Source organism: Pseudomonas sp. CFBP13528, from assembly GCF_005233615.1.
Taxonomy (GTDB): Bacteria; Pseudomonadota; Gammaproteobacteria; order Pseudomonadales; family Pseudomonadaceae; genus Aquipseudomonas; species Aquipseudomonas fluorescens_AM.
Window position 1 is genome coordinate 45,031 of sequence record NZ_QGAJ01000001.1, and the last position, 20,604, is coordinate 65,634.

The 20,604-nt window shown below is 61.0% G+C and carries 20 protein-coding genes; 6 read left to right on the top strand and 14 right to left on the bottom strand.

Annotation, left to right across the window (positions count from 1 at the left end):
- Positions 1–24 precede the first annotated feature (24 nt).
- Complete coding sequence (locus PspCFBP13528_RS00215; RefSeq protein ID WP_065953395.1) at positions 25–744, top strand: PA5502 family lipoprotein; 720 nt, start codon at positions 25–27, stop codon at positions 742–744.
- Between the two features lie 100 nt (positions 745–844).
- Here PspCFBP13528_RS00215 and katE read toward each other — a convergent pair whose 3' ends face one another.
- A complete protein-coding gene (gene katE / locus PspCFBP13528_RS00220; RefSeq protein WP_065953394.1) occupies positions 845–2,986 on the bottom strand; it encodes a catalase HPII in 2,142 nt (713 codons plus the stop codon).
- Positions 2,987–3,251: 265 nt separating this feature from the next.
- Here katE and PspCFBP13528_RS00225 point away from each other — a divergent pair, with 265 nt between their 5' ends.
- From PspCFBP13528_RS00225 to PspCFBP13528_RS00235, 3 genes are read left to right on the top strand one after another with little or no spacing between them, the layout of a single operon-like run.
- A complete protein-coding gene (locus PspCFBP13528_RS00225) occupies positions 3,252–4,259 on the top strand; it encodes a methionine ABC transporter ATP-binding protein (protein WP_101220829.1) in 1,008 nt (335 codons plus the stop codon).
- Positions 4,259–4,951 carry a methionine ABC transporter permease gene (locus tag PspCFBP13528_RS00230; protein ID WP_038851116.1) on the top strand — a complete coding sequence of 231 codons (693 nt, stop codon included), beginning with the start codon at positions 4,259–4,261 and terminating at the stop codon, positions 4,949–4,951. The genes PspCFBP13528_RS00225 and PspCFBP13528_RS00230 overlap by 1 nt, the downstream gene beginning before the upstream one ends.
- A 51-nt stretch (positions 4,952–5,002) precedes the next feature.
- Complete coding sequence (locus PspCFBP13528_RS00235; protein ID WP_137199449.1) at positions 5,003–5,773, top strand: MetQ/NlpA family ABC transporter substrate-binding protein; 771 nt, start codon at positions 5,003–5,005, stop codon at positions 5,771–5,773.
- A 161-nt stretch (positions 5,774–5,934) separates the two neighbouring features.
- Here PspCFBP13528_RS00235 and PspCFBP13528_RS00240 read toward each other — a convergent pair whose 3' ends face one another.
- The 5 genes from PspCFBP13528_RS00240 to PspCFBP13528_RS00260 are packed head-to-tail and all read right to left on the bottom strand — an operon-like array spanning position 5,935 to position 9,858.
- Positions 5,935–6,570 (bottom strand): SCO family protein, encoded by a 636-nt coding sequence (locus PspCFBP13528_RS00240; protein WP_065953392.1) that lies wholly within the window; start codon positions 6,568–6,570, stop codon positions 5,935–5,937.
- Entirely contained in the window at positions 6,567–7,466 is a 900-nt protein-coding gene (cyoE, locus tag PspCFBP13528_RS00245; RefSeq protein WP_137199450.1) for a heme o synthase, read from the bottom strand. Before cyoE ends, PspCFBP13528_RS00240 begins: the two co-directional genes overlap by 4 nt.
- The gene (locus PspCFBP13528_RS00250) at positions 7,454–8,533 is read right to left on the bottom strand and encodes a COX15/CtaA family protein (RefSeq protein ID WP_101220831.1); all 1,080 of its coding nucleotides are present in this window, start codon (positions 8,531–8,533) and stop codon (positions 7,454–7,456) included. Before PspCFBP13528_RS00250 ends, cyoE begins: the two co-directional genes overlap by 13 nt.
- A gap of 10 nt (positions 8,534–8,543) precedes the next feature.
- Positions 8,544–9,128 (bottom strand): hypothetical protein, encoded by a 585-nt coding sequence (locus PspCFBP13528_RS00255; protein WP_101220832.1) that lies wholly within the window; start codon positions 9,126–9,128, stop codon positions 8,544–8,546.
- On the bottom strand, positions 9,094–9,858 hold the full coding sequence (locus PspCFBP13528_RS00260; RefSeq protein ID WP_137199451.1) for an SURF1 family protein: 765 nt from the start codon (positions 9,856–9,858) through the stop codon (positions 9,094–9,096). The genes PspCFBP13528_RS00255 and PspCFBP13528_RS00260 overlap by 35 nt, the downstream gene beginning before the upstream one ends.
- Before the next feature lie 32 nt (positions 9,859–9,890).
- Between PspCFBP13528_RS00260 and PspCFBP13528_RS00265 the strand changes: the two genes are divergently transcribed.
- Positions 9,891–10,094: a twin transmembrane helix small protein gene (locus tag PspCFBP13528_RS00265; RefSeq protein WP_057725706.1), complete on the top strand. Its 204-nt coding sequence runs from the start codon at positions 9,891–9,893 to the stop codon at positions 10,092–10,094.
- Positions 10,095–10,100: 6 nt separating this feature from the next.
- Here the strand turns inward: PspCFBP13528_RS00265 and PspCFBP13528_RS00270 are convergent, their stop codons facing one another.
- The 4 genes from PspCFBP13528_RS00270 to coxB form a co-directional block, all read right to left on the bottom strand.
- Positions 10,101–10,988 carry a cytochrome c oxidase subunit 3 gene (locus PspCFBP13528_RS00270; RefSeq protein WP_065953388.1) on the bottom strand — a complete coding sequence of 296 codons (888 nt, stop codon included), beginning with the start codon at positions 10,986–10,988 and terminating at the stop codon, positions 10,101–10,103.
- A 35-nt stretch (positions 10,989–11,023) separates the two neighbouring features.
- Positions 11,024–11,575, bottom strand: coding sequence for a cytochrome c oxidase assembly protein (locus PspCFBP13528_RS00275; protein ID WP_101220833.1), 552 nt, complete (start codon positions 11,573–11,575; stop codon positions 11,024–11,026).
- A 135-nt stretch (positions 11,576–11,710) separates the two neighbouring features.
- Complete coding sequence (ctaD, locus tag PspCFBP13528_RS00280) at positions 11,711–13,297, bottom strand: cytochrome c oxidase subunit I (RefSeq protein ID WP_065953386.1); 1,587 nt, start codon at positions 13,295–13,297, stop codon at positions 11,711–11,713.
- A 58-nt stretch (positions 13,298–13,355) separates the two neighbouring features.
- Positions 13,356–14,483 carry a cytochrome c oxidase subunit II gene (gene coxB / locus PspCFBP13528_RS00285; RefSeq protein ID WP_065953385.1) on the bottom strand — a complete coding sequence of 376 codons (1,128 nt, stop codon included), beginning with the start codon at positions 14,481–14,483 and terminating at the stop codon, positions 13,356–13,358.
- A 369-nt stretch (positions 14,484–14,852) separates the two neighbouring features.
- On the opposite strand from coxB, the gene PspCFBP13528_RS00290 reads away from it, so the two are divergent.
- On the top strand, positions 14,853–15,500 hold the full coding sequence (locus tag PspCFBP13528_RS00290) for a hypothetical protein (protein ID WP_137199452.1): 648 nt from the start codon (positions 14,853–14,855) through the stop codon (positions 15,498–15,500).
- Positions 15,501–15,573: 73 nt separating this feature from the next.
- Here PspCFBP13528_RS00290 and PspCFBP13528_RS00295 read toward each other — a convergent pair whose 3' ends face one another.
- The 4 genes from PspCFBP13528_RS00295 to PspCFBP13528_RS00310 all read right to left on the bottom strand — a co-directional run bounded on the left by PspCFBP13528_RS00295 (position 15,574) and on the right by PspCFBP13528_RS00310 (position 20,595).
- Positions 15,574–17,121, bottom strand: coding sequence for a SulP family inorganic anion transporter (locus PspCFBP13528_RS00295; protein ID WP_065953384.1), 1,548 nt, complete (start codon positions 17,119–17,121; stop codon positions 15,574–15,576).
- Positions 17,122–17,206: 85 nt separating this feature from the next.
- Entirely contained in the window at positions 17,207–17,938 is a 732-nt protein-coding gene (locus PspCFBP13528_RS00300; protein WP_065953383.1) for a carbonic anhydrase, read from the bottom strand.
- 229 nt (positions 17,939–18,167) lie between these two features.
- Positions 18,168–19,226, bottom strand: a complete 1,059-nt coding sequence (locus PspCFBP13528_RS00305) for a PA0069 family radical SAM protein (RefSeq protein WP_137199453.1) — start codon at positions 19,224–19,226, stop codon at positions 18,168–18,170.
- Positions 19,227–19,296: 70 nt separating this feature from the next.
- Complete coding sequence (locus PspCFBP13528_RS00310; protein ID WP_101220835.1) at positions 19,297–20,595, bottom strand: cytochrome c; 1,299 nt, start codon at positions 20,593–20,595, stop codon at positions 19,297–19,299.
- Between the last annotated feature and the right edge of the window lie 9 nt (positions 20,596–20,604).

The window sequence follows — 20,604 nt, forward strand, 5'->3', positions numbered from 1 at the left end:
TTGCGCAAATAGAGAGTCGCAGGAATGAAGCCGTTCACTTTCCGTTATCTGCTCCTTGCCGCATTTTCCCTGCTGCTGGGCGCCTGTCAAAGCACGCCGCCCGCCGCTCCCGAAGCGCCGGACCCGCGCGCTGCGGCCATCGCGCAGCTGGAGCAAAACCTGGCCAGCAGCGAATTGGCCACTGCCGAAGACCAACTCGCCACCTTGCAGTCCCAATCGCCCAACGACCCGGCGCTTGAGGCTTACCAGCGGCAATTGGCCGAAGCCTACCTGCAGCGCAGCCAGATCGTGCTGCAAAAGGGTGACGTCAACGCCGCCGCCACTGCGTTAAGCCGTGCCCGCGCGCTGATGCCCAAGGCTCCGGCCCTGACCGGTGGCGTCAACAGCGCCATCAGTCATGCGCGCAAAGCCGAGCTGGATCAGGCCGAGGCCGCCTTGAAAGCGGCCGAAGCCAAGCCCGCCGCCAAGGTCATCGACCCGGCAGCGCCGAGCACCACCGTGGCGCTGAACCTGGCGGATGTCGAAGCCATGCGCCATCAGTTGGATGCCATCGCCACCGACGTGGTGAATTACCAGTGCGACGTCAGTATCCAGGTGCCACGCACCGAGGATTACCCGTGGTTGGCCACATTGCTGACCAAACGGGTGAAGCGGATTGATTCGGGGTATGAGCTGAAGATTCACCGGCAGATTCTGAAGCACATTCCGGCGCAGGTTGTGCTGATTCCGCGTAAGACGGACTAAAAGCATCGGGGGCAAGCCCCCTCCCACATTTGAACTGTGAATACATTCAAGTGTGGGAGGGGGCTTGCCCCCGATGACGATCTAACAAACAACCAACAAATTAAGCCGGAATCGCCTTAGCCTTCGGCTCCCGCTCCCACACCCGATGCTGGGCAATCGCCGCAAAGAACGTCTTGAACGCCTTGGCATCCGCGCCCACGATCAACCCCGCATCCGCCTCCAGCTTCAACAGATCGAGCAATGGCTTCACATCGCTGGCGACCGCAATGGCCTTCAGGTGCTTGTACGCTTCCAGCACGTAATGCAGCGCCACGCCGTCGCCGCTCAGGGCCTTGACCGACTCCTTGCCGCCCGGGATAAACACCGCGTCGAACGCAATGGACGGCATGCCCTCCATCGATGCATCCACCGGCAGCGACTTGCCATCGGCCGTGGTCACAGGCGCCGACGTCGGCCCGAGCAGCTTGGCATGCGCACCTTCAGCCTCCAGGGCTGCCTTGAGTGCATCAATCGCCGCACCGTCCACACCGTTCGCCGCCAGGATCGCCACTTTGCGCGTCTTGATGTCGCCCGACAGCAAATTCACCTGGCTCAAGGCTGGCGATGCCTTCAACGACGTTTCACGCACTGGCACCGTGCCTTTGGTCGGCGCCGGCAAGCCCAGGTTCTGCGCAACGCGCTTGGCCAGTTCCAGGTCGATGTTGGCCAGAATCTCATTCACCTGGCGGGCACGAATATGTTCGCGCTCGACCTTGCCCAGCTCGAAGCTGTAGGCGGCGATGATGTGCTCTTTCTCGTGATGGCTCATGCTGTTGAAGAACAGCGTGGCCTGGGAGAAGTGGTCGCCGAACGACTCACTGCGCTCACGCACCTTGTTGGCATCCACGCGTTCGTAGTAGGTCTCGAAGCCACCATCCGTAGGACCGGGAGGTGTTTCCTTCGGCCAGCCGCCATCGATGGAGTTGGGCTCATAAGCCGCACGCCCTTTGTCGATCACCGTGCGATGCTGAGCGTCGCGCTGGCCGTTATGGAACGGCGCCACTGGGCGGTTGATCGGGATCTCATGGAAGTTTGGCCCGCCGAGACGGCTGATCTGGGTGTCCGTGTAGGAAAACAGACGACCTTGCAGCAGTGGATCGTTGGTGAAGTCGATACCCGGCACGATATGGCCCGGGCAGAACGCAACCTGCTCGACCTCGGCAAAGAAGTTGTCCGGGTTACGGTTGAGCACCATCTTGCCCAGCGGAGTGATCGGTACCAGTTCCTCCGGGATGATCTTGGTCGGGTCGAGCAGGTCGAAGTCGAACTTATGCTCGTCTTCTTCTGCAACGATCTGAACGCCCAGCTCCCACTCAGGGTAATCGCCGCTTTCGATCGACTCCCACAGGTCGCGACGGTGGTAGTCGGTGTCTTTACCGGCCAACTTTTGCGCTTCGTCCCATACCAGCGAGCAGGTACCGACTTTCGGCCGCCAGTGAAACTTCACAAAGCTCGATTTGCCTTCGGTGTTGATCAAACGGAAGGTATGCACGCCAAAGCCCTGCATGGCACGCAGGCTTTTTGGAATGGCGCGGTCAGACATTGCCCACACCACCATATGCGCCGACTCCGGCACCAGCGAGACAAAATCCCAGAACGTATCGTGCGCCGACCCGCCGGTAGGAATCTCGTTGTGCGGTTCAGGCTTAACGGCATGCACGAAGTCGGGGAACTTGATTGCGTCCTGAATGAAGAACACCGGCATGTTGTTGCCCACCAGATCGAAGTTGCCTTCGTCGGTGAAAAACTTCACGGCGAAACCGCGCACGTCACGCACGGTGTCACCGGAACCACGCGGGCCCTGCACCGTGGAAAAACGCGCGAACACCGGCGTTTTATGCTCTGGCGTCCGTAGGAAACCAGCTTTGGTCAGCGCCGAATGGTCGCCGTAGCTCTGGAAATAGCCATGGGCGCCAGTGCCACGTGCATGCACGATGCGCTCCGGGATACGCTCATGGTCAAAGTGCGTGATCTTTTCACGCATGATGAAATCTTCCAGCAGCGACGGGCCGCGCGCGCCGACCTTCAGGGTGTTCTGGTTGTCGGAGATCTTCACGCCCTGGTTGGTGCGCAGGGCCTGACCGGTCGCATCGGAACGGAATTCTTCCAGCGCCTGCAGTTTGGCGTTGGTATTGCCTCGGTCCAGGGTATCAGTGCCCGCGAGTTCACTCTTCGGCGGGGTGGCTGGCTTCTTGGTACTCATCAGTCAAAACTCCTTAGTCAACGTGGCCAGAGCGGTCCCCGGCTCGTTTGAGCGAAACCCCGGGCACGGCACCCGGGAGATCGAATTGCCTAAGTAGTGACTGACAGGGTTTTGGGCCGTTCCCTTTTTATGACCTTTGGTCTCGTTATTGCCAAATCGCTGGATGGATACGAAATAAATGCTAAGAAACGCTGGATGGACAGGCTAAAATGCGCGCCCGGCTAACCGCTGATCCCTTTTCCATGCGCCCCACAAGGTTCGCTACGTGATCGAGTTTCAAAACGTCCATAAAACCTACCGCGTCGCCGGTAAGGATATTCCCGCCCTGCACCCCACCAGCCTGCGCGTCGAAAACGGCCAGGTGTTTGGCCTGATTGGCCACTCGGGTGCGGGAAAAAGTACCCTGCTGCGCCTGATTAACCGCCTCGAAGAACCCAGTGGCGGGAAGATCACGGTTGATGGTGAAGAAGTCACCGCGCTGGATGCCAACGGCCTGCGCCGTTTCCGCCAGCAAGTCGGGATGATCTTCCAGCACTTCAACTTGCTGGCGTCCAAGACCGTTGCCGACAACGTGGCGCTGCCGCTGACATTGGCCGGCGAATTGTCGCGCAAGGACATCGACCTGCGTGTGGCTGAACTGCTCGCCCGCGTCGGCCTGTCGGACCACGCCAGGAAATACCCGGCGCAATTGTCCGGCGGCCAGAAACAGCGCGTCGGCATCGCCCGCGCCCTGGCCACCAAACCCAAGATCCTGCTGTGCGACGAGGCCACCAGCGCCCTCGACCCGCAGACCACCGCCTCGGTCCTGCAACTGTTGGCCGAGATCAACCGCGAACTCAAGCTGACCATCGTGTTGATCACCCATGAAATGGATGTGATTCGCCGCGTCTGCGACCAGGTGGCCGTGATGGACGCCGGCGTGATCGTCGAGCAAGGCTCGGTGGCCGACGTGTTCCTGCATCCCAAGCATCCGACCACCAAGCGCTTCGTCCAGGAGGCCGAACAGGTTGACGAAGGCGAGCAACGCGATGACTTCGCCCACGTACCGGGCCGTATCGTGCGCCTGACCTTCCAGGGGGACGCGACCTACGCGCCATTGCTGGGTACCGTCGCCCGGGAAACGGGGGTGGACTACAGCATCCTCGCCGGTCGTATCGACCGCATCAAAGACATTCCCTACGGGCAATTGACCCTCGCCGTCACCGGCGGCGACATGGACGCCGCGTTTGCGCGCTTCACCGCCGCCGACGTTCATATGGAGGTGCTGCGCTAATGGACCTGTTCCTGAATTTCTTCGCCGACATCGATTGGTCCGAAATCTGGCTCGCCACCGGCGATACCATGACCATGCTGTTCGGTTCGCTGTTCTTCACGGTCGTGCTGGGCCTGCCCATAGGTGTGCTGTTGTTCTTGACCAGCCCACGTCAGCTGTTCGAGCAGAAAGGCTTGTACGCCTTTCTGTCGCTGATCGTAAACATCCTGCGTTCGCTGCCGTTCATCATCCTGCTGATCGTGATGATTCCATTAACCAAACTGATCACTGGCATATACATGGACGAGCCCACCTCGCTGGGCGTTGCGGGCGCGATTCCGCCGCTGGTTATCGGCGCCACACCGTTCTTTGCACGCCTAGTGGAAACCGCCCTGCGTGAAGTAGACCGCGGCATCATCGAGGCCACGCAGTCGATGGGTGCCAGCACGCGCCAAATCATCACCAACGCCTTGCTGCCCGAAGCACGGCCCGGCATTTTTGCGGCAATTACCGTAACGGCGATTACACTGGTTTCCTACACGGCGATGGCCGGCGTGGTCGGTGCCGGTGGCCTGGGCGACCTGGCGATCCGTTTCGGTTACCAACGTTTCCAAGACAATGTAATGGTGGTCACCGTGGTGATGCTGGTGATCCTGGTGCAAATTCTGCAAACCGTCGGCGACAAGCTGGTGGTGCACTTTTCTCGAAAATAACGGCCATGGCCGGCCTTGTGCCGGCAGATGCCCGAACAAGGAGCTTGCTGGATGAAAAAACTACTGGTTGCTTTCGCCGCCGTTGCCGCGTTTTCCGCCCATGCCGAGACCCTCAAGGTCGCTGCTTCGCCGGTGCCGCACGCGGAAATCCTCGAATTCGTGAAACCTGCGCTGGCCAAAGAAGGCGTGGACCTGCAGGTCAAAGTCTTCACCGATTATGTGCAGCCGAACGTACAGGTGGCTGAAAAGCGCCTGGACGCCAACTTCTTCCAGCACCAGCCGTACCTGGATGAATTCAACAAGGCCAAGGGCACTCACCTGGTGAGCGTCGGCGGCGTGCACCTGGAACCGCTGGGCGCGTACTCGAGCAAATACAAGAAGCTGGCCGACCTGCCGGACGGCGCCAACGTGGTGATCCCGAACGACGCCACCAACGGCGGCCGCGCCCTGTTGCTGCTGGCCAACAATGGCCTGATCACCCTGAAGGACCCGACCGACATCCTGTCGACCATCAAGGACATCACCGGTAACACCAAGAACCTGAAATTCCGCGAACTGGAAGCCGCCACCCTGCCGCGCGTACTGACCCAGGTCGACCTGGCGCTGATCAACACCAACTACGCGCTGGAAGCCAAGCTGGACCCGTCCAAGGACGCCCTGGTGATCGAAGGCAGCGACTCGCCTTACGTCAACATCCTGGTGACCCGCGAAGACAACAAGGATTCGGACGCCGTGAAGAAGCTGGTTGCCGCCCTGCACACGCCTGAAGTGAAGCAATTTATCGAAGAGAAGTACAAAGGCGCGATCAAGCCGGCGTTCTGATTCAAGGCGGACGCAGAGCGTGGGAACGATCTCCAACACACTGGAGATCAAAATGTGGGAGGGGGCTTGCCCCCGATAGCGGTAGGTCAGTCAACAGCTTCATCGACTGACACGCTGCTATCGGGGGCAAGCCCCCTCCCACATTTGTTTTGTGTCGTGAGCTATTTACGCTGCAGCAGCACTGGCAATTGCGCCACCAGCTTCTGGTTGTTCAACGGCGCACGGATAAACCCGCGCTGGGTGCCATCCGGGCCGATCAGCGCCAGGTTGCCGCTGTGGTCGACGGTGTAGTTCGGCTTGCTGGTGTCTGCGGGAATGAAGGGAATGCTCACCGCATTCGAGACCTTCTGCACATCCTGCACATTCATACCGGTCAACCCCTGGAACTGCGGATCGAAATAGCCCAGGTACTGCTTGAGCTGGGCCGGGGTGTCGCGGTTCGGGTCGACGCTGACCAGGATCACCTGCAACTTGTCCACCGCCTCTTTGGGCAGTTCGCTCTTGATCTGGCGCAGCTGGGCGAGGGTGGTGGGGCAGATGTCCGGGCAGAAGGTGTAGCCGAAGAACAGCAGGCTCCATTTGCCTTGCAGCTCATTGACCAGCACCGGCTGGCCGTCCTGGTTGGTCATGCTCACCGCAGGCAACTGGCGGCTTTGCGGCAGCAGGATAATGCCGGCGTCGATCAGCGCGGTCGGATCGCCCTGGCCCTTGCCCGAGAGCACCTTGTTGACGGTCAGGCCCATGATCAATGCCACTAGGGCCACAAGAATGAAGACAGTTTTTTGAGTTCGAGTCATAGGTTCAACAGTAGGTAGTGGTCTACGAGCAGGGCGATAAACAGCAACAGCAGGTACCAGATAGAGTACTTGAAGGTGCTGACCGCCGCGTGCGGCTTGCTGCCACGGTACAGCACCCAGGCCCATTGCAGAAAGCGCCCGCCCAATACCGTCGCACAGGCCAGGTACAACAACCCGCTCATATGGATGACGTAGGGCATCAGGCTCACCGCCAGCAGGGCGAAGGTGTAGAGCAGGATATGCACCTTGGTGTAGTGCTCGCCGTGGGTGACCGGCAGCATCGGAATATCGGCCTTGGCGTACTCCTCCTTGCGATGGATGGCCAGCGCCCAGAAGTGCGGCGGCGTCCAGGCGAAGATGATCAACACCAGCAGCAGGGGCTCGGCGCTGACATGCCCGGTCACGGCGACCCAGCCCAACAACGGCGGCGCGGCACCGGCCAGGCCGCCGATGACAATGTTCTGCGGCGTTGCGCGCTTGAGAAACCCGGTGTAGATCACCGCGTAGCCCAGCAACGAAGCCAGGGTCAGCCAAGCCGCCAAGGGGTTGGTGAACGCCAGTAACAGCGCCAGGCCCGCCACCGCCAAAACCAACGCAAAGACCAGCGCCGCAACGGCCGAGACCCGCCCCTCGGCCAGTGGCCGTTTGTGAGTACGCGCCATCAGCGCATCGATGCGTCGATCCACCACATGGTTGACCGCCGCCGCAGCGCCCGCACACAAGGCAATGCCCAGGTTGCCGAACACCAGCACCGTCCACGGCACCCCGGCGCGGGTGGCGAGGAACATGCCCACCAGCGAAGTGATCAGCATCAGCACCACCACTTTCGGCTTGGTCAGCTCCAGATAGTCACGCCAGACCGCCTGGCCGTGACGCGCGCCGATCAAGGACGCCATGGCATCTCTCCTTTAAGGGTTATCAGGCCCGATGCCGGTTTGCGCGCAATGAACCGCCAGGTGATTGGCCGTGGATGGCGCACCCGAACCAGGCTGGTGCGCGCGTGATAATTGACCAGCACCAGGCTCAGCAAAAGCGCTGCGCCCCCGGCGTTGTGCGCCACCGCCACCGACAGCGGCAAGCCGAACGCCACATTGCTCAGGCCCAGGCTGATTTGCGCCGCCAGGGCGATCAGCAGCAAGCCCGCCAGGCGCGTCATGCCCACCGCGCGCAACTGCCAGGCCAGGCCCAGCAGCACCAGCGTGACCAGCACCGCACCCACGCGGTGGGTGAGATGAATGGCCGTACGCGCATCGCTGTCCAGTTGACCGCCCAGGTAATTAGGCCCGATATGCTGGGTCAGGTGAAAGCCATTGGCAAAGTCCGCCGCCGGCCACCATTGACCGTGACACGTCGGCAAATCGACACAGGCCACCGCTGCATAGTTGGCGCTGACCCAACCGCCCAAGGCAATCTGCCCGATCACCAGCACCAGCCCCGCCGTTGCCCAATATTGCAGGCGCCTGGGTATGATCAATGCAGGCAGCACGCCGGACAGACGCAGGGTCAGCAGGAACAGCAGGCTCAAGGTGGCAAAGCCGCCCAACAAGTGGCCCGTCACCACCTGCGGCCACAGCTTCAGCGTCACCGTCCACATGCCAAAGGCTGCCTGGGCGCACACCACCATCAACGCGAACAGCGGCAATTTCACCGGCTGGCCGGGGTCACGCCGGTGGCTCCACGCCCGCGCCGCCAGCAGCGCGATCAGCAAGGCGAGGGTGCCCGCAAAGTAGCGGTGGGTCATCTCGGCCCAGCCCTTGTCAGCCTCCACTGGCGTATCAGGAAAATGCAGTTCGGCATGGGCCAGTTGGGCTGCGCTTTGCGGCACGCTGATAAAGCCATAGCACCCCGGCCAGTCCGGGCAACCAAGGCCGGCATGGGTCAAGCGGGTATAGGCGCCGAGCAACACAACGATCAGCGCCAGCAAGGTGGCAAACAACGCGAGACGAAATCCAGGCTTGGCCATGACGATGCCCTTATCCGATGTTCGACAGTTTCAGCAGTAAGCGCAGGTCGTTGAGCAAGTCCTTGCCGTTGACCTTGGCGTCGTAGCGCAGCACCAGGTTGCCGTGGGGGTCAACGATCCACAGTTGCGCATCGCCAGGCGCGGCGGCGTTGCGGTTGAAGGTCGAGAGGTCCAGTGAATAGCGCTGCAATTGCGGGTATTGGGCCTTGAGCCGGGCGTCGTAGTCGTTGCCGACCGGCTGCGCACTGGCCAGCGCGTGGCTGGCGCGGGACGCGTCGCGACCCAGGCCGATCTGCAGCTGGCGCGCCAGATACACAAGTTGCCGGCAATCGGCGGCGCAGCTGGCTGGCGCGGTGACCAGCAGCTGCCAGCGCCCTTCATCGGCCTGCACGCCGATATCGGCGCGGGTCTGGCCGTTACCGATCAGCTCACCGTGATAACTGCGACTGTCCGGCACCCAGAATTGCAGTTTGTACATGAAGGTCGCCAGCACCATCGGGCCCACCACCATCAGCAGGATCAGGATCAACTGCCAGCGACCTTTACGCCGGTCAGGCGCTTCAGACACGTTGAGTGGATTCATGGCGGCTCCCATGGAGCTTCTCCTTTGCGTTGTGCCATCCGAGGTAGAGGTAGAGCGCCAGCAGCGCCAGCGACATGGCAAACCACTGCACCGCATACCCCAGGTGTTTTTCCGGCCCCATGGCGACCACAGGCCAGTGGGTGTCGTACGTGCCGGGCCCGGCTTCGGCGCGCAGTTCAAAAGCGAATCCGCTGCGGCCCAACTCGGCCCACAGGGCGACGGGGTGCAACGCGGTCAACAGGCGCGGCCATTGCGCGGTCGCGGGGTCGACATGCAACTGGAAGGTCTCGCCGGGAGCGACATACACCCAGGCCACCAGATTCACCGGCTGATCCGGCGTGGTGAACGCCGGTGGCGTGCGGCGGTCCGGCCAGGGCAGCCAGCCGCGATTGAGCAACACCCAAAGACCGCTGGCCTGGTCGTGAAAGGGTTGCAGCAACTCGACACCGGCCTTGCCATCGCGCATACGGTTGTCGAGCAACACACTGTGGTCAGCATCTAAGCTGCCACGCAGATGAACCCGGCGAAAGGCTGGATCAGCGCTTGTCCCAAGCTGCTCGCTGCCAATAGGCTGCGCCGCGCGCCGCTCTGCATAGGTGTCGACCCACTGCTGTTTTTCCTGACCGCGCGACAGTTGCCAGAACCCCAGGCCAATCATCAACGGCAGTAGCATCAGCACCACCAACGTCGGCGCGATGCCGGGCCTGAAGCGCTGCCGGGCACTGGCTATACTGGATTTCATTGCCCCCTCCCCGTATGGCCCGGAGCCAGACCATGCTCAAAGCACTGATTGCCCTGATGCTCATCGCGACCGTTGCGAGCCTGTTCAGTGGCTTGTTCTTTCTGGTCAAGGACGAAGGTCGTTCCAACCGCCTCGTCACTGCCCTGACCGTACGTGTGGTGTTGGCCGCAATCACCGTGGGGCTGATCGCCTGGGGTTTTTTCAGCGGCCAGTTGGTCTCGCATGCGCCGTGGTAGAACGGCTCACAGCACATACACAAAGAAAAACAGCCCAATCCACACCACATCCACGAAGTGCCAATACCAACTGGCCGCCTCGAAACCGAACTGGTGTTCGGCATTGAAATGCCCCTTCAGGATGCGCATCAGCATCACAAACAGAATGATCGTGCCGATGGTCACGTGGGCGCCGTGAAACCCGGTGAGCATGAAGAAGGTCGCGCCGTACACGCCCGAGCCCAGTGTCAGGCCCAACTCTTTATAGGCGTGGATGTACTCCTCGGCCTGAAACCCGAGAAACGCCAGGCCCAGCAGGACGGTGAGCGCTAGCCAGATCTTCAGCGCGCCGCGATGCCCTTTGCGCAGGGCATGGTGAGCAATGGTGATGGTCACGCTGGAGCTCACCAGCAGGAGGGTGTTGAGCAGCGGCAGGCCCCACGGACTGATGGTGCCTTTGGGCGCCGGGTACAGCGTGGGGTCCGGGTTGTTCAGCAATGGCCAGGCGAACTCGAAATTCGGCCACAACATGTGTGCGATGCCCTTGGGGCCTTCACCCCCCAACCATGGCCCCGACCAGGTGCGCACGTAAAACAGCGCGCCGAAGAACGCGATGAAGAACATCACTTCGGAAAAGATGAACCAGCTCATGCCCCAGCGAAACGAACGGTCCATTTGCGCGCTGTACAAACCGGCGCGGCTCTCCTTGATCACTGCGCCGAACCAGCCGAACAGCATGTACGCCAGCAACAGGCCGCCAACGAAAAAGATCCACGGACCGTGGGATTCCGGGCGCAAAGCCTTGAGATCGTTGAACCACACGGCCAGTCCATACACAGTCACCAACAGGCCAATCGTGGCAATTATCGGCCATTTGCTTTGCGCCGGTACGTAGTACGTATCATGAGTCGACATGTATTCGCTCTCCTGATTGAGCGGGCAAACAGTAGCTAGCCGCCGCTGCGGGCCGCCCCGGGCGGCTGGCGCGCGGTGATATCAAACAGCGTGTAGGCCAGGGTCAAATGCTTCACATCCTTGGGCATCGCACGATCGACGATAAAGCGCACCGGCATCTCGATACGTTCGCCTGGCTGCAGCACTTGCTGGGTGAAGCAAAAACACTCGGTCTTGTGGAAGTACATCGCCGCTTCGGCCGGGGAAATGCTGGGCACTGCCTGGGCGGTCATCGGTTTGTCGGTGGGGTTGTAGGCCACAAATAGCATCTCGGTCACAGCGCCCGGATTGACCACGACTTCGTCGGCCTTGGCATGGAAATCCCAGACCATATCGATGGCGTTGGTGGACAAAAACTGCACCCGCACCTGGCGCGACGGGTCGACGACCTGCTCGCCCTCGTATTGCCCGCCAGTCTTGCCATTGATGCCGAACGCCTTGCACATCACGTCGTAAATGGGCACCAGGGCAAAGCCAAAGGCGAACATCGCCAGCACCAGAATGAGCAGGCGCGTGACCAGGCGCTTGATCGGTACGGCGTCAGCCATGACACCCACCCAAAGCGGACACAATCAATGTGGGAGGGGGCTTGCCGCCGATGGCGGTGTACCAGTCGACACTATCATTGGCTGTGAGATAGCTATCGGGGGCAAGCCCCCTCCCACAGGGGAGCACGAGCGTACTCATTTGACCTCCGGCGGCGTAGTGAAGGTGTGGTACGGCGCGGGCGAGGGCACGCTCCATTCCAGCCCTTCGGCGCCATCCCACGGCTTGGCCGGTGCAGGCGGGCCGCCGCGGATGCACTTGATCACGATAAACAGGAAGAAAATCTGCGTGGCGCCGAACATGAAGGCGCCAATCGAGGACACCATGTTGAAGTCGGCGAACTGCAGGTTGTAGTCCGGCACCCGGCGCGGCATACCGGCCAGGCCCACGAAGTGCATCGGGAAGAACGCCATGTTCATGCCCACGAAGGACAGCCAGAAGTGCAGCTTGCCGAGGGTTTCGTCATACATGTGGCCGGTCCATTTCGGCAGCCAATAGTAGGCCGAAGCGAAGATGCCGAAGATCGCGCCGGGCACCAGTACGTAATGGAAATGCGCCACCACAAAGTAGGTGTCGTGGTACTGGAAGTCCGCCGGCGCAATCGCCAGCATCAGCCCGGAAAAGCCGCCGATGGTGAACAGGATCACGAAAGCCACCGCAAACAGCATCGGCGTCTCGAAGGTGAGCGACCCCTGCCACATGGTGCTGACCCAGTTGAACACCTTGACCCCGGTAGGCACCGCAATCAGCAGGGTGGCGTACATGAAGAACAGTTCGCCCACCAACGGAATGCCGACCACGAACATGTGGTGCGCCCACACGATGAACGACAGGAACGCAATGCTGGCCGTGGCGTAGACCATCGAGGTGTAGCCAAACAACGGCTTGCGCGAGAAGGTCGGGATGATCGAGCTGACGGCGCCAAAGGCCGGCAGGATCATGATGTACACCTCGGGGTGGCCGAAGAACCAGAACACATGCTGGAACAGCACCGGATCACCACCGCCCGCCGCACTGAAAAAGCTGGTGCCGAAGTGGATGTCCATCAGCATCATGGTCACGCAACCGGCCAGCACCGGCATCACCGCAATCAGCAGGAACGCGGTGATCAGCCAGGTCCACACGAACAGCGGCATTTTCATCAGGGTCATGCCCGGTGCGCGCAAGTTGAGGATGGTCGCGACCACGTTGATCGCGCCCATGATCGAACTGATGCCCATCAGGTGAATGGCGAAGATGAAGAACGTCACGCTTTCCGGCGCATAGGTGGTGGAGAGCGGGGCATAGAAGGTCCAGCCGAAGTTCGGCCCGCCGCCGGGGCTGAACAGGGTCGACACCAGCAGCAGGAACGCCGCCGGCAGCAGCCAGAAGCTGAAGTTGTTCATGCGCGGCAGGGCCATGTCCGGCGCGCCGATCATCAGCGGGATCATCCAGTTGGCCAGGCCGACAAAGGCAGGCATCACGGCGCCGAACACCATGATCAGGCCGTGCATGGTGGTCATCTGATTGAAGAACGCCGGCTCCACGATCTGCAGGCCGGGCTGGAACAGTTCGGCACGAATCACCATGGCGAACGAACCGCCCAGCAGGAACATGGTAAAGGCGAACCACAGGTACATCGTACCGATGTCCTTGTGATTAGTGGTCAGCACCCAGCGCATCAACCCTTTCGCGGGGCCGTGGGCGTGGTCGGCGTGACCCTGGTCATCGATCACAGTGCTCATGGCCGTTCTCCTGCAAGCGAGTAAGCGGGGCGATTCAGGGCATTGGCAATGAAGGTAGTCATTTGCTCTCCGCCTGTTTCAGGGCCAGCACGTCTTTGGGCGTGACCATGTCGCCTTTGTTATTGCCCCAGGCATTGCGCTCGTACGTCACGACAGCGGCGATATCGACTTCCGACAGTTGCTTGCCGAAAGCGGCCATCGCGGTGCCGGGCTTGCCGTGATAGACAATGTTCAGGTGGTCGGCAGCGGGGCCGGTGGCGATTTTCGAACCCTTGAGCGCCGGGAACATCGGCGGCAGGCCCTGGCCTTCGGCCTGGTGACAGGCCACGCAGGTGGTGTGGTAGACCTTGTCGCCGCGCGCGACCAACTCATCCAGCGTCCACTCCTTGGAGGTCAGTTCCTTGAGCTTGGCCGCCTCTTGTTTGCGCTCACCGAGCCAGGTGTCGTAGTCAGCCTTGGATTTGACTTCGACCACAATGGGCATGAAGCCGTGGTCCTTGCCGCACAACTCGGCGCACTGGCCGCGATAGATGCCGGGCTTCTCGACACGGGTCCAGGCTTCGTTGACGAAACCGGGGATAGCGTCGCGCTTGACCGCAAAGGCCGGCACCCACCATGAGTGAATCACGTCGGCGGCGGTCACCAGAAAGCGCACCTTGGCGCCCACCGGCAACACCAGCGGCTGGTCGACTTCCAACAGGTAATGTTCGCCCTTGGTGGCCTGGTTATGGATCTGCTCGGCGGGCGTGGCCAGGTTGCTGAAGAACTCCACGTCCTGGCCCAGGTATTTGTAATGCCACTTCCACTGATAACCGGTGACCTGGATATCGATATCCGACTCACTGCTGTCGTAGATGTTGATCAGGGTCTTGGTCGCTGGAATGGCCATGGCCACCAGAATCAGCAAGGGCACCACGGTCCAGAGAATTTCCACGGTGGTGCTCTCATGGAATTTGGCCGCTACCTGGCCCGTGGATCGGCGGTGCAGGATCATCGACCAGAACATCGCGCCAAACACGACAATGCCGATCACCACACAAATCCAGAAAATGGTCATGTGCAGGTCAAACACAGCGTGACTGACTTCAGTAGCCCCTGGCGCCATATTCGTTGTCCAGGCCGCGTGGGCCTGGCCGAATACCGACCACAACAGTAAGCCCATCCAAACGTGTGGATGTCGCGTCATTGCGGGTTCCCCTTTATGTTTCTTGTTATCCCGCCGGTTTGCACCTGCGGCCAAGGGAGCGGCTTCCAGACTGCTTACAACCGCCAAGCCTTGCCTGCGTCTGCAGTTGGGCGTCATCAGCTAATTGCGTACAAATCCGAGTATAGACAGCCGCAGCGACCCCGCAATGTGTAGGGGCAAATGAGTGGAAACAGACGGACGGGGCCCAATAGAATAGGCGGCGGAATCGTTTATCCGACGAAGCAGGGCATTTCGATATAACGTCTACGTATATCCATGAAATAATTATGACAAATGCGTCTTAGGCGCTCGTATAAACGAGCTACCTTATCCTCTCCCTTTTCCTACACCTGCATGACTGGAGCCTTCATGAACACCGCCGCATTGCGCGAGCAGATTTCCCGTGCCCATCAACACGAAGCAACGACGGGCCAGCTTGCCCGGCAACTGGAAAAACAATTGCCGCACCTGCATTCGGCCATTTCCCTGGCTGACGGTGATCGCAACATTGTCATGAGCCGCTTTGTCACCGCCTACATCGACCTTGTCCCCGAGTTGCTCGACGCCGCCAATGACGTGGCTCGCGAAGCCGGAATCGAAAGCCAGATCAAGCCCGTGCTGAAGATTGCCGAGCATTTCTTCCTGCAGCCACCGGCGATTCTGGCTGGCCACGAAGGCCTGGACGGTCTGCTGGACGAGGCCTACCTGGCCCATCGGCTGGTGGAGGAAGTCAACGATCTGTATATCAAGCATTTCGGCCAGCCATTGATTCCGGCCGACACCACGGTTGCCAACCTGATTGCCCATCAATTGATTGGTGAAGGTTTCGCCAACCAGCTGGATGAAGCAGTGCACCTGGCGGTGGATGAGATGCTTAACGAGGAGAGCTTTGCGCTGGAGTCGGTCGAGGCTTATCGCGAAACGCTCAAAAGCCCGAACACAGAAGCCGCATGGAAGCGCTGGCCATGCCTGTCGCGCCAGCTGGGCGTTGAGCTGGCGCTGGATCAGCCGGCGTAATCTTCGGCTACGACGATCAAATGTGGGAGGGGGCTTGCCCCCTCCCACATTTTTGATCCGGTTTCGTCAGGTATCAGGTAGTAGACGGCGCCGAGCCAATCCCCACCGTCGTTCGCACCCGACCTTCCAACCGACGCTTCAAGCCACGCGCTTCGATCACCAGCTTCGAGCCCTTGGCTGCATTGGCCCGCCCCCATTCCTCCAGCAACTCCAGGCAGGAATGGTCGATATAACTCAGGTTATTGAGCGGCACATGCACGGTGGTTCCGGTCGGCACGGTCGACAGCACCTGCGTCAACGCCGGTACTTTGAGGAACGTTGCCGCTCCGGTCAGGCGCAACTCCATCTCACCGTCCTGAGGCAAATCGATCAGGCTGATTTTCAGCCGTGATGCCTTGAAGGCCAGCTTGACCAGCGTCAGCCCGAAGCCCACCAGTACGCCCGTCAGCAGGTCGGTGAAGATGATCGCCAGCGCGGTGGCGGCATAGGTGAACATCGGCATCCGGCCATAACGTCCCAAGGCCTTGAACGCCTTCACGTCCACCAGCTTGATCCCGGTATACACCAGCACGCCCGCCAGGCTCGCCACCGGGATGCTCTGCAGCACACTCGACAGCAACAGCACGAAGCCCAGCAACCACACGCCATGGAACATCGCCGACAACCGCGTGGTGGCGCCCGCCTGGACGTTGGCCGAACTGCGCACAATCACGCCGGTCATCGGCAAGGCACCGACCAATCCGCACAGCATATTGCCCACGCCTTGTGCGGACAATTCCTTATCGAAATCCGAGCGCTGCCCACTGTGCATGCGGTCGACCGCTGCGGCGGACAGCAGCGTTTCGGCACTGGCGATAAACGCGACGGCGAATGCGGCGATCAGCAGTTGCGGGTCAGCCAGGTTGAGCAGGTCGCTGGGGCGCAGCCAATCGATGGCATCGGACAGGTTCTCCGGTACCTCCACACGCTTGACCTGCAGGGCCAGCACCAGGCTGGTCACCGTCGCCAGGCCTACGCCCAGAAGGGCACCTGGCACAAAGCGTAACTTCTGCGGCCGGAATTTATCCCACAGGTACATCACCAGCATGGTCGACACACCAAGCAAGCCCGCCTGCCAGCCGAGCCCGCCGCCGAGGGTGGGAATCGCTTCGACCAAGGCGGCCGGAAAGCCCGCCAGGTTATCCAGCCCCGACGGTTTGGGCGCACCGTCGAGCATTACATGGATCTGCGACAGCACGATCAATACGCCGATCCCCGCCAGCATGCCGTATACCACCGCCGGCGCCGTCACGCGGAACCAGCAGCCCAGGCGTAGACGCCCGGCCACCAATTGCAGGAAACCCGCCAGCAGCAGGATAGGCCCGAGCATCAGCATGCCGTGCTGGCGCACCAACTCGAACACCAACACCGCCAAGCCCGCTGCCGGGCCACTGACTTGCAGCGGAGAGCCCGCCAACCAGCCCACCACCAGACCACCGATGATACCGGTGATCAAGCCCTTGGCCGGCGGCATGCCGGACGCGATTGCGATCCCCATGCACAAGGGCAGGGCGACCAGAAACACCACCACGGAGGCGAGCAGCTCCCGCGGCAAAACAGCTTTCAATTGAGCAGCACGCATGATGACTCTCCCGAGGCATTCGCCGGGCGCGGTAAAGCCTGGCTGCATCCATGGCAGCCACCGCATTACCCGGCAGGGAAGTGTGTTAGAAGCGCGCTTTAGGCGTCGCGGATGGAATCGGGCCTTCGCCGCCCAACGGTCGGAACGCCGACTGATCCGCATCGTAGGCGCGGATCTCGCTGGTTTCGATGTTGTAGATCCAGCCGTGAATAAACAATTGGCCATTGGCCATGCGCGAAGCCACGGAAGGGTGGGTGCGCAAGTGCTGCAACTGGGCGATGACGTTTTCTTCGGTCAGTACCTTCATGCTCTCGCCTTCATTGGCGCAGTCGCAGTTGTCGTGGACCATCGTCTTGGCGACCTCGGCATGCCGCAACCAGGCCTTGACCGTCGGCATCTTCTCGAGGCTGTCGGGATTGAGCACCGCGCGCATGGCGCCGCAATCGGAGTGCCCGCACACGATGATGTGCTGTACGCCAAGGGCGAGTACCGCGTACTCGATGGCCGTGGAAACACCGCCGTTCATCTGGCCGTAGGGAGGGACTACGTTACCCACGTTGCGGGTCACGAACAGGTCGCCGGGCGAACTTTGAGTAATCAGCTCAGGCACGATGCGCGAGTCGGCGCACGTAATGAACATCGCGCGCGGGCTCTGGGCCGTGGCGAGTTTCTTGAAGAGTGCTTCCTGCTGGGGGAAGACGTCGTGATGAAAATGCAAAAAACCGTCGACGATATGCTGCAGCGCTGCATCGGCGGTTTCCGCCACTTGAGGGGCTGAAGCCGACGCAGCCAACGGCTGTTTATCCTTATCACTCATGATTCAACCTCTTGATCAATGCAGGGGAAGTGTTCAGCTCAGTTCTGACGCCCGGGCGGTTAAATAGTTGGGAAACTCCGCCAATCAGGGCGCCGACTCATCAGTCACTCGTTGAACAAGGTACCCCTCGAAACTTAACTCAAACTGAATGAACCGCTCTAGATCGGGGGTTTCAGTGATATCAAAACGCGACCATTCCTACAGCAGTTTCGCATTTGTCTTCTTCAGTCTACAACAATGCCATTTGCCTGCCCGGTGGGCAAAATGCCGTGCAATCGAGATTGAAGCCTTCACGGCGATTGAGCCCCAGACGTTTGATCGCCTTGCTGAAACGCTGCGCCAGCAGATCGGCAAACGGGCCCTCACCGCGCATACGCACACCGAAACGGCTGTCATACACCTCGCCACCACGCACCTGACGCACCAAGCTCATCACATGCGCCGCGCGCTGCGGGTAATGCGCCGCCAGCCACTCCTCGAACAGCGGCGCCACCTCGAGCGGCAGACGCAGCATCATGTACGCGGCACTTTGCGCACCTGCGGCATGGGCCTCGGTAAGCAGGCTTTCCAACTCACTGTCGTTGATCATCGGAATCATCGGCGAGCACAGCACACCGACCGGGATACCCGCCTCCCGCAGCACCCGTATTGCCCGCAACCGCGCCTTGGGCGCCGCTGTACGTGGCTCCAGAATGCGTTTGAGTTCATCGTCGAGGCTGGTGAGGCTGATCATTACCGCCACAAGCCGTTGCCGGGCCAGTTCGGCAAGCAGGTCCAGGTCGCGCAGGATCAACGAGCCCTTGGTGATGATGGTCACCGGGTGCCGATAACGCAGCAGCACTTCAAGGGTTTGGCGGGTGATCCTGTATTCACGCTCGATAGGCTGGTACGGGTCGGTATTGGAGCCCAGGTTGATCGGCGCGCACACATACCCCGGCTTCGACAGTTGCTGTTCCAGCACGTCGGCGGCATTGCTCTTGGCAATCAGCCGGGTTTCGAAATCCAGCCCCGGCGACATGTCCCAGTAGGCATGGCTGGGCCGTGCATAGCAGTAGATGCAGCCATGTTCGCAGCCGCGATAAGGATTGATGGAGCGATCGAACGGCAAGTCCGGCGAGTTATTGCGGGTGATGATGGTCTTGGCCGTTTCGATGCGCACTTCGGTACCCTGGGTAGGCGGCACTTCCTGGTACCAGCCGTCGTCCTCGGCCACGCTGACGATGGGCGCGAAACGGTTGTGCAGGTTGGTGGCCGTGCCCCGGCCACGGGGTGGCAGTGCAGTGGTCATGAAAACGCCTCGATACTGTTTTTATATACAGTATCGAGGCGCGCGGCTTCTGACCAGTGCCGTCTGGCGGTCAGTGCTTTTGCGTGACCTGCCCCAGATCGTCACCCGAGGTGGTGCGCATATCGCTTTTGCGCAGATCGGCCACGTCGCTTGCGCTCACGGGTGCGCCCTGATTGCCCCAGCTGCCGCGGATAAAACTGACCACATCCGCCACTTCCTGGTCCGACAAGCGCCAGGCGAATGCCGGCATGGTGAAGGTCGACGGCGCGGCGTGAGTGGCGGGCAAGGTGCCGCCGTTCAACACGATGTTGATCAATGATGTGGCGTCCGCCGTCTGCAGCACCGGGTTGCCCGCGAGCGCCGGGAACACCCGCGTATAACCATGCCCATCGGTACGGTGGCAGGCCGCGCAGTTGTCGATATATACCGAGGCGCCCGGCTTGCTGTCATCCCCCTTCCAGAGCGCCTGGGCCACTTGTTGGTCGTACGAGTGCGGCTGGTCCTTGGGGTCCACCGCCGGCAGGCTCTTGAGGTAGCGGGCGATAGCGGTCAGATCGTCCTGCGATATGTATTGCATGCTGTGGACCACCACATCGCTCATGCCGCCAAACACCGCGCTGCGATCACTGCGACCGGTCTTGAGAAATTGCACCAGTTGCTCTTCGCTCCAGCTGCCGAGGCCGTCCTTGTGGTCGCCGCGCAGGCTTTTCGCAATCCAGCCTTCCAGGGGCGCGCTGCCGGACAGGAATGCGCTGCCGTCAGCGGCGCTCAGGGCTTTTTCCTGCATGGTCAGGGCGCGGGGCGTATGGCACGCACCGCAATGGCCAAGGCCTTCGACCAGGTAGGCGCCACGGCTGACCACTGGGTCGGCGGTGGCTTGTGCCTGATGTTCCTCGACCGATGGCGCGAACATCCAGCGCCATGCCGCCAGGGGCCAGCGCATGCTCAACGGCCAGGGAATATCACTGTCCCGGTTCTCCTGGGCGACCGGCTCGACGCCTTTCATGAAGTAGGCATATAACGCCTGCATATCGCTGTCGCTGACGCGCGCGTAAGACGGGTAGGGCATTGCCGGGTAAAGCGTACTACCGCTCTTGGCGACGCCATGGCGCACGGCCTTGTCGAAGTCTTCGAAGCTGTAGTCTCCCAGGCCGGTCTTGTCCGGTGTGATGTTGGTGGAATAAATCACGCCAATGGGGGTTTCCATCGGCAGGCCGCCGGCGAATGGCTTGCCGCCCTTGGCGGTGTGGCAAGCCACACAATCACCGGCGCGGGCCAGGTATTCACCTTGCTTGATCAGGTCGGTTTCAGCCGCGCTGACCGAGCAACTGCTGAACAGCGCCAGAGAGGCGATAACGAGTGCTTTCATGGTCATCGC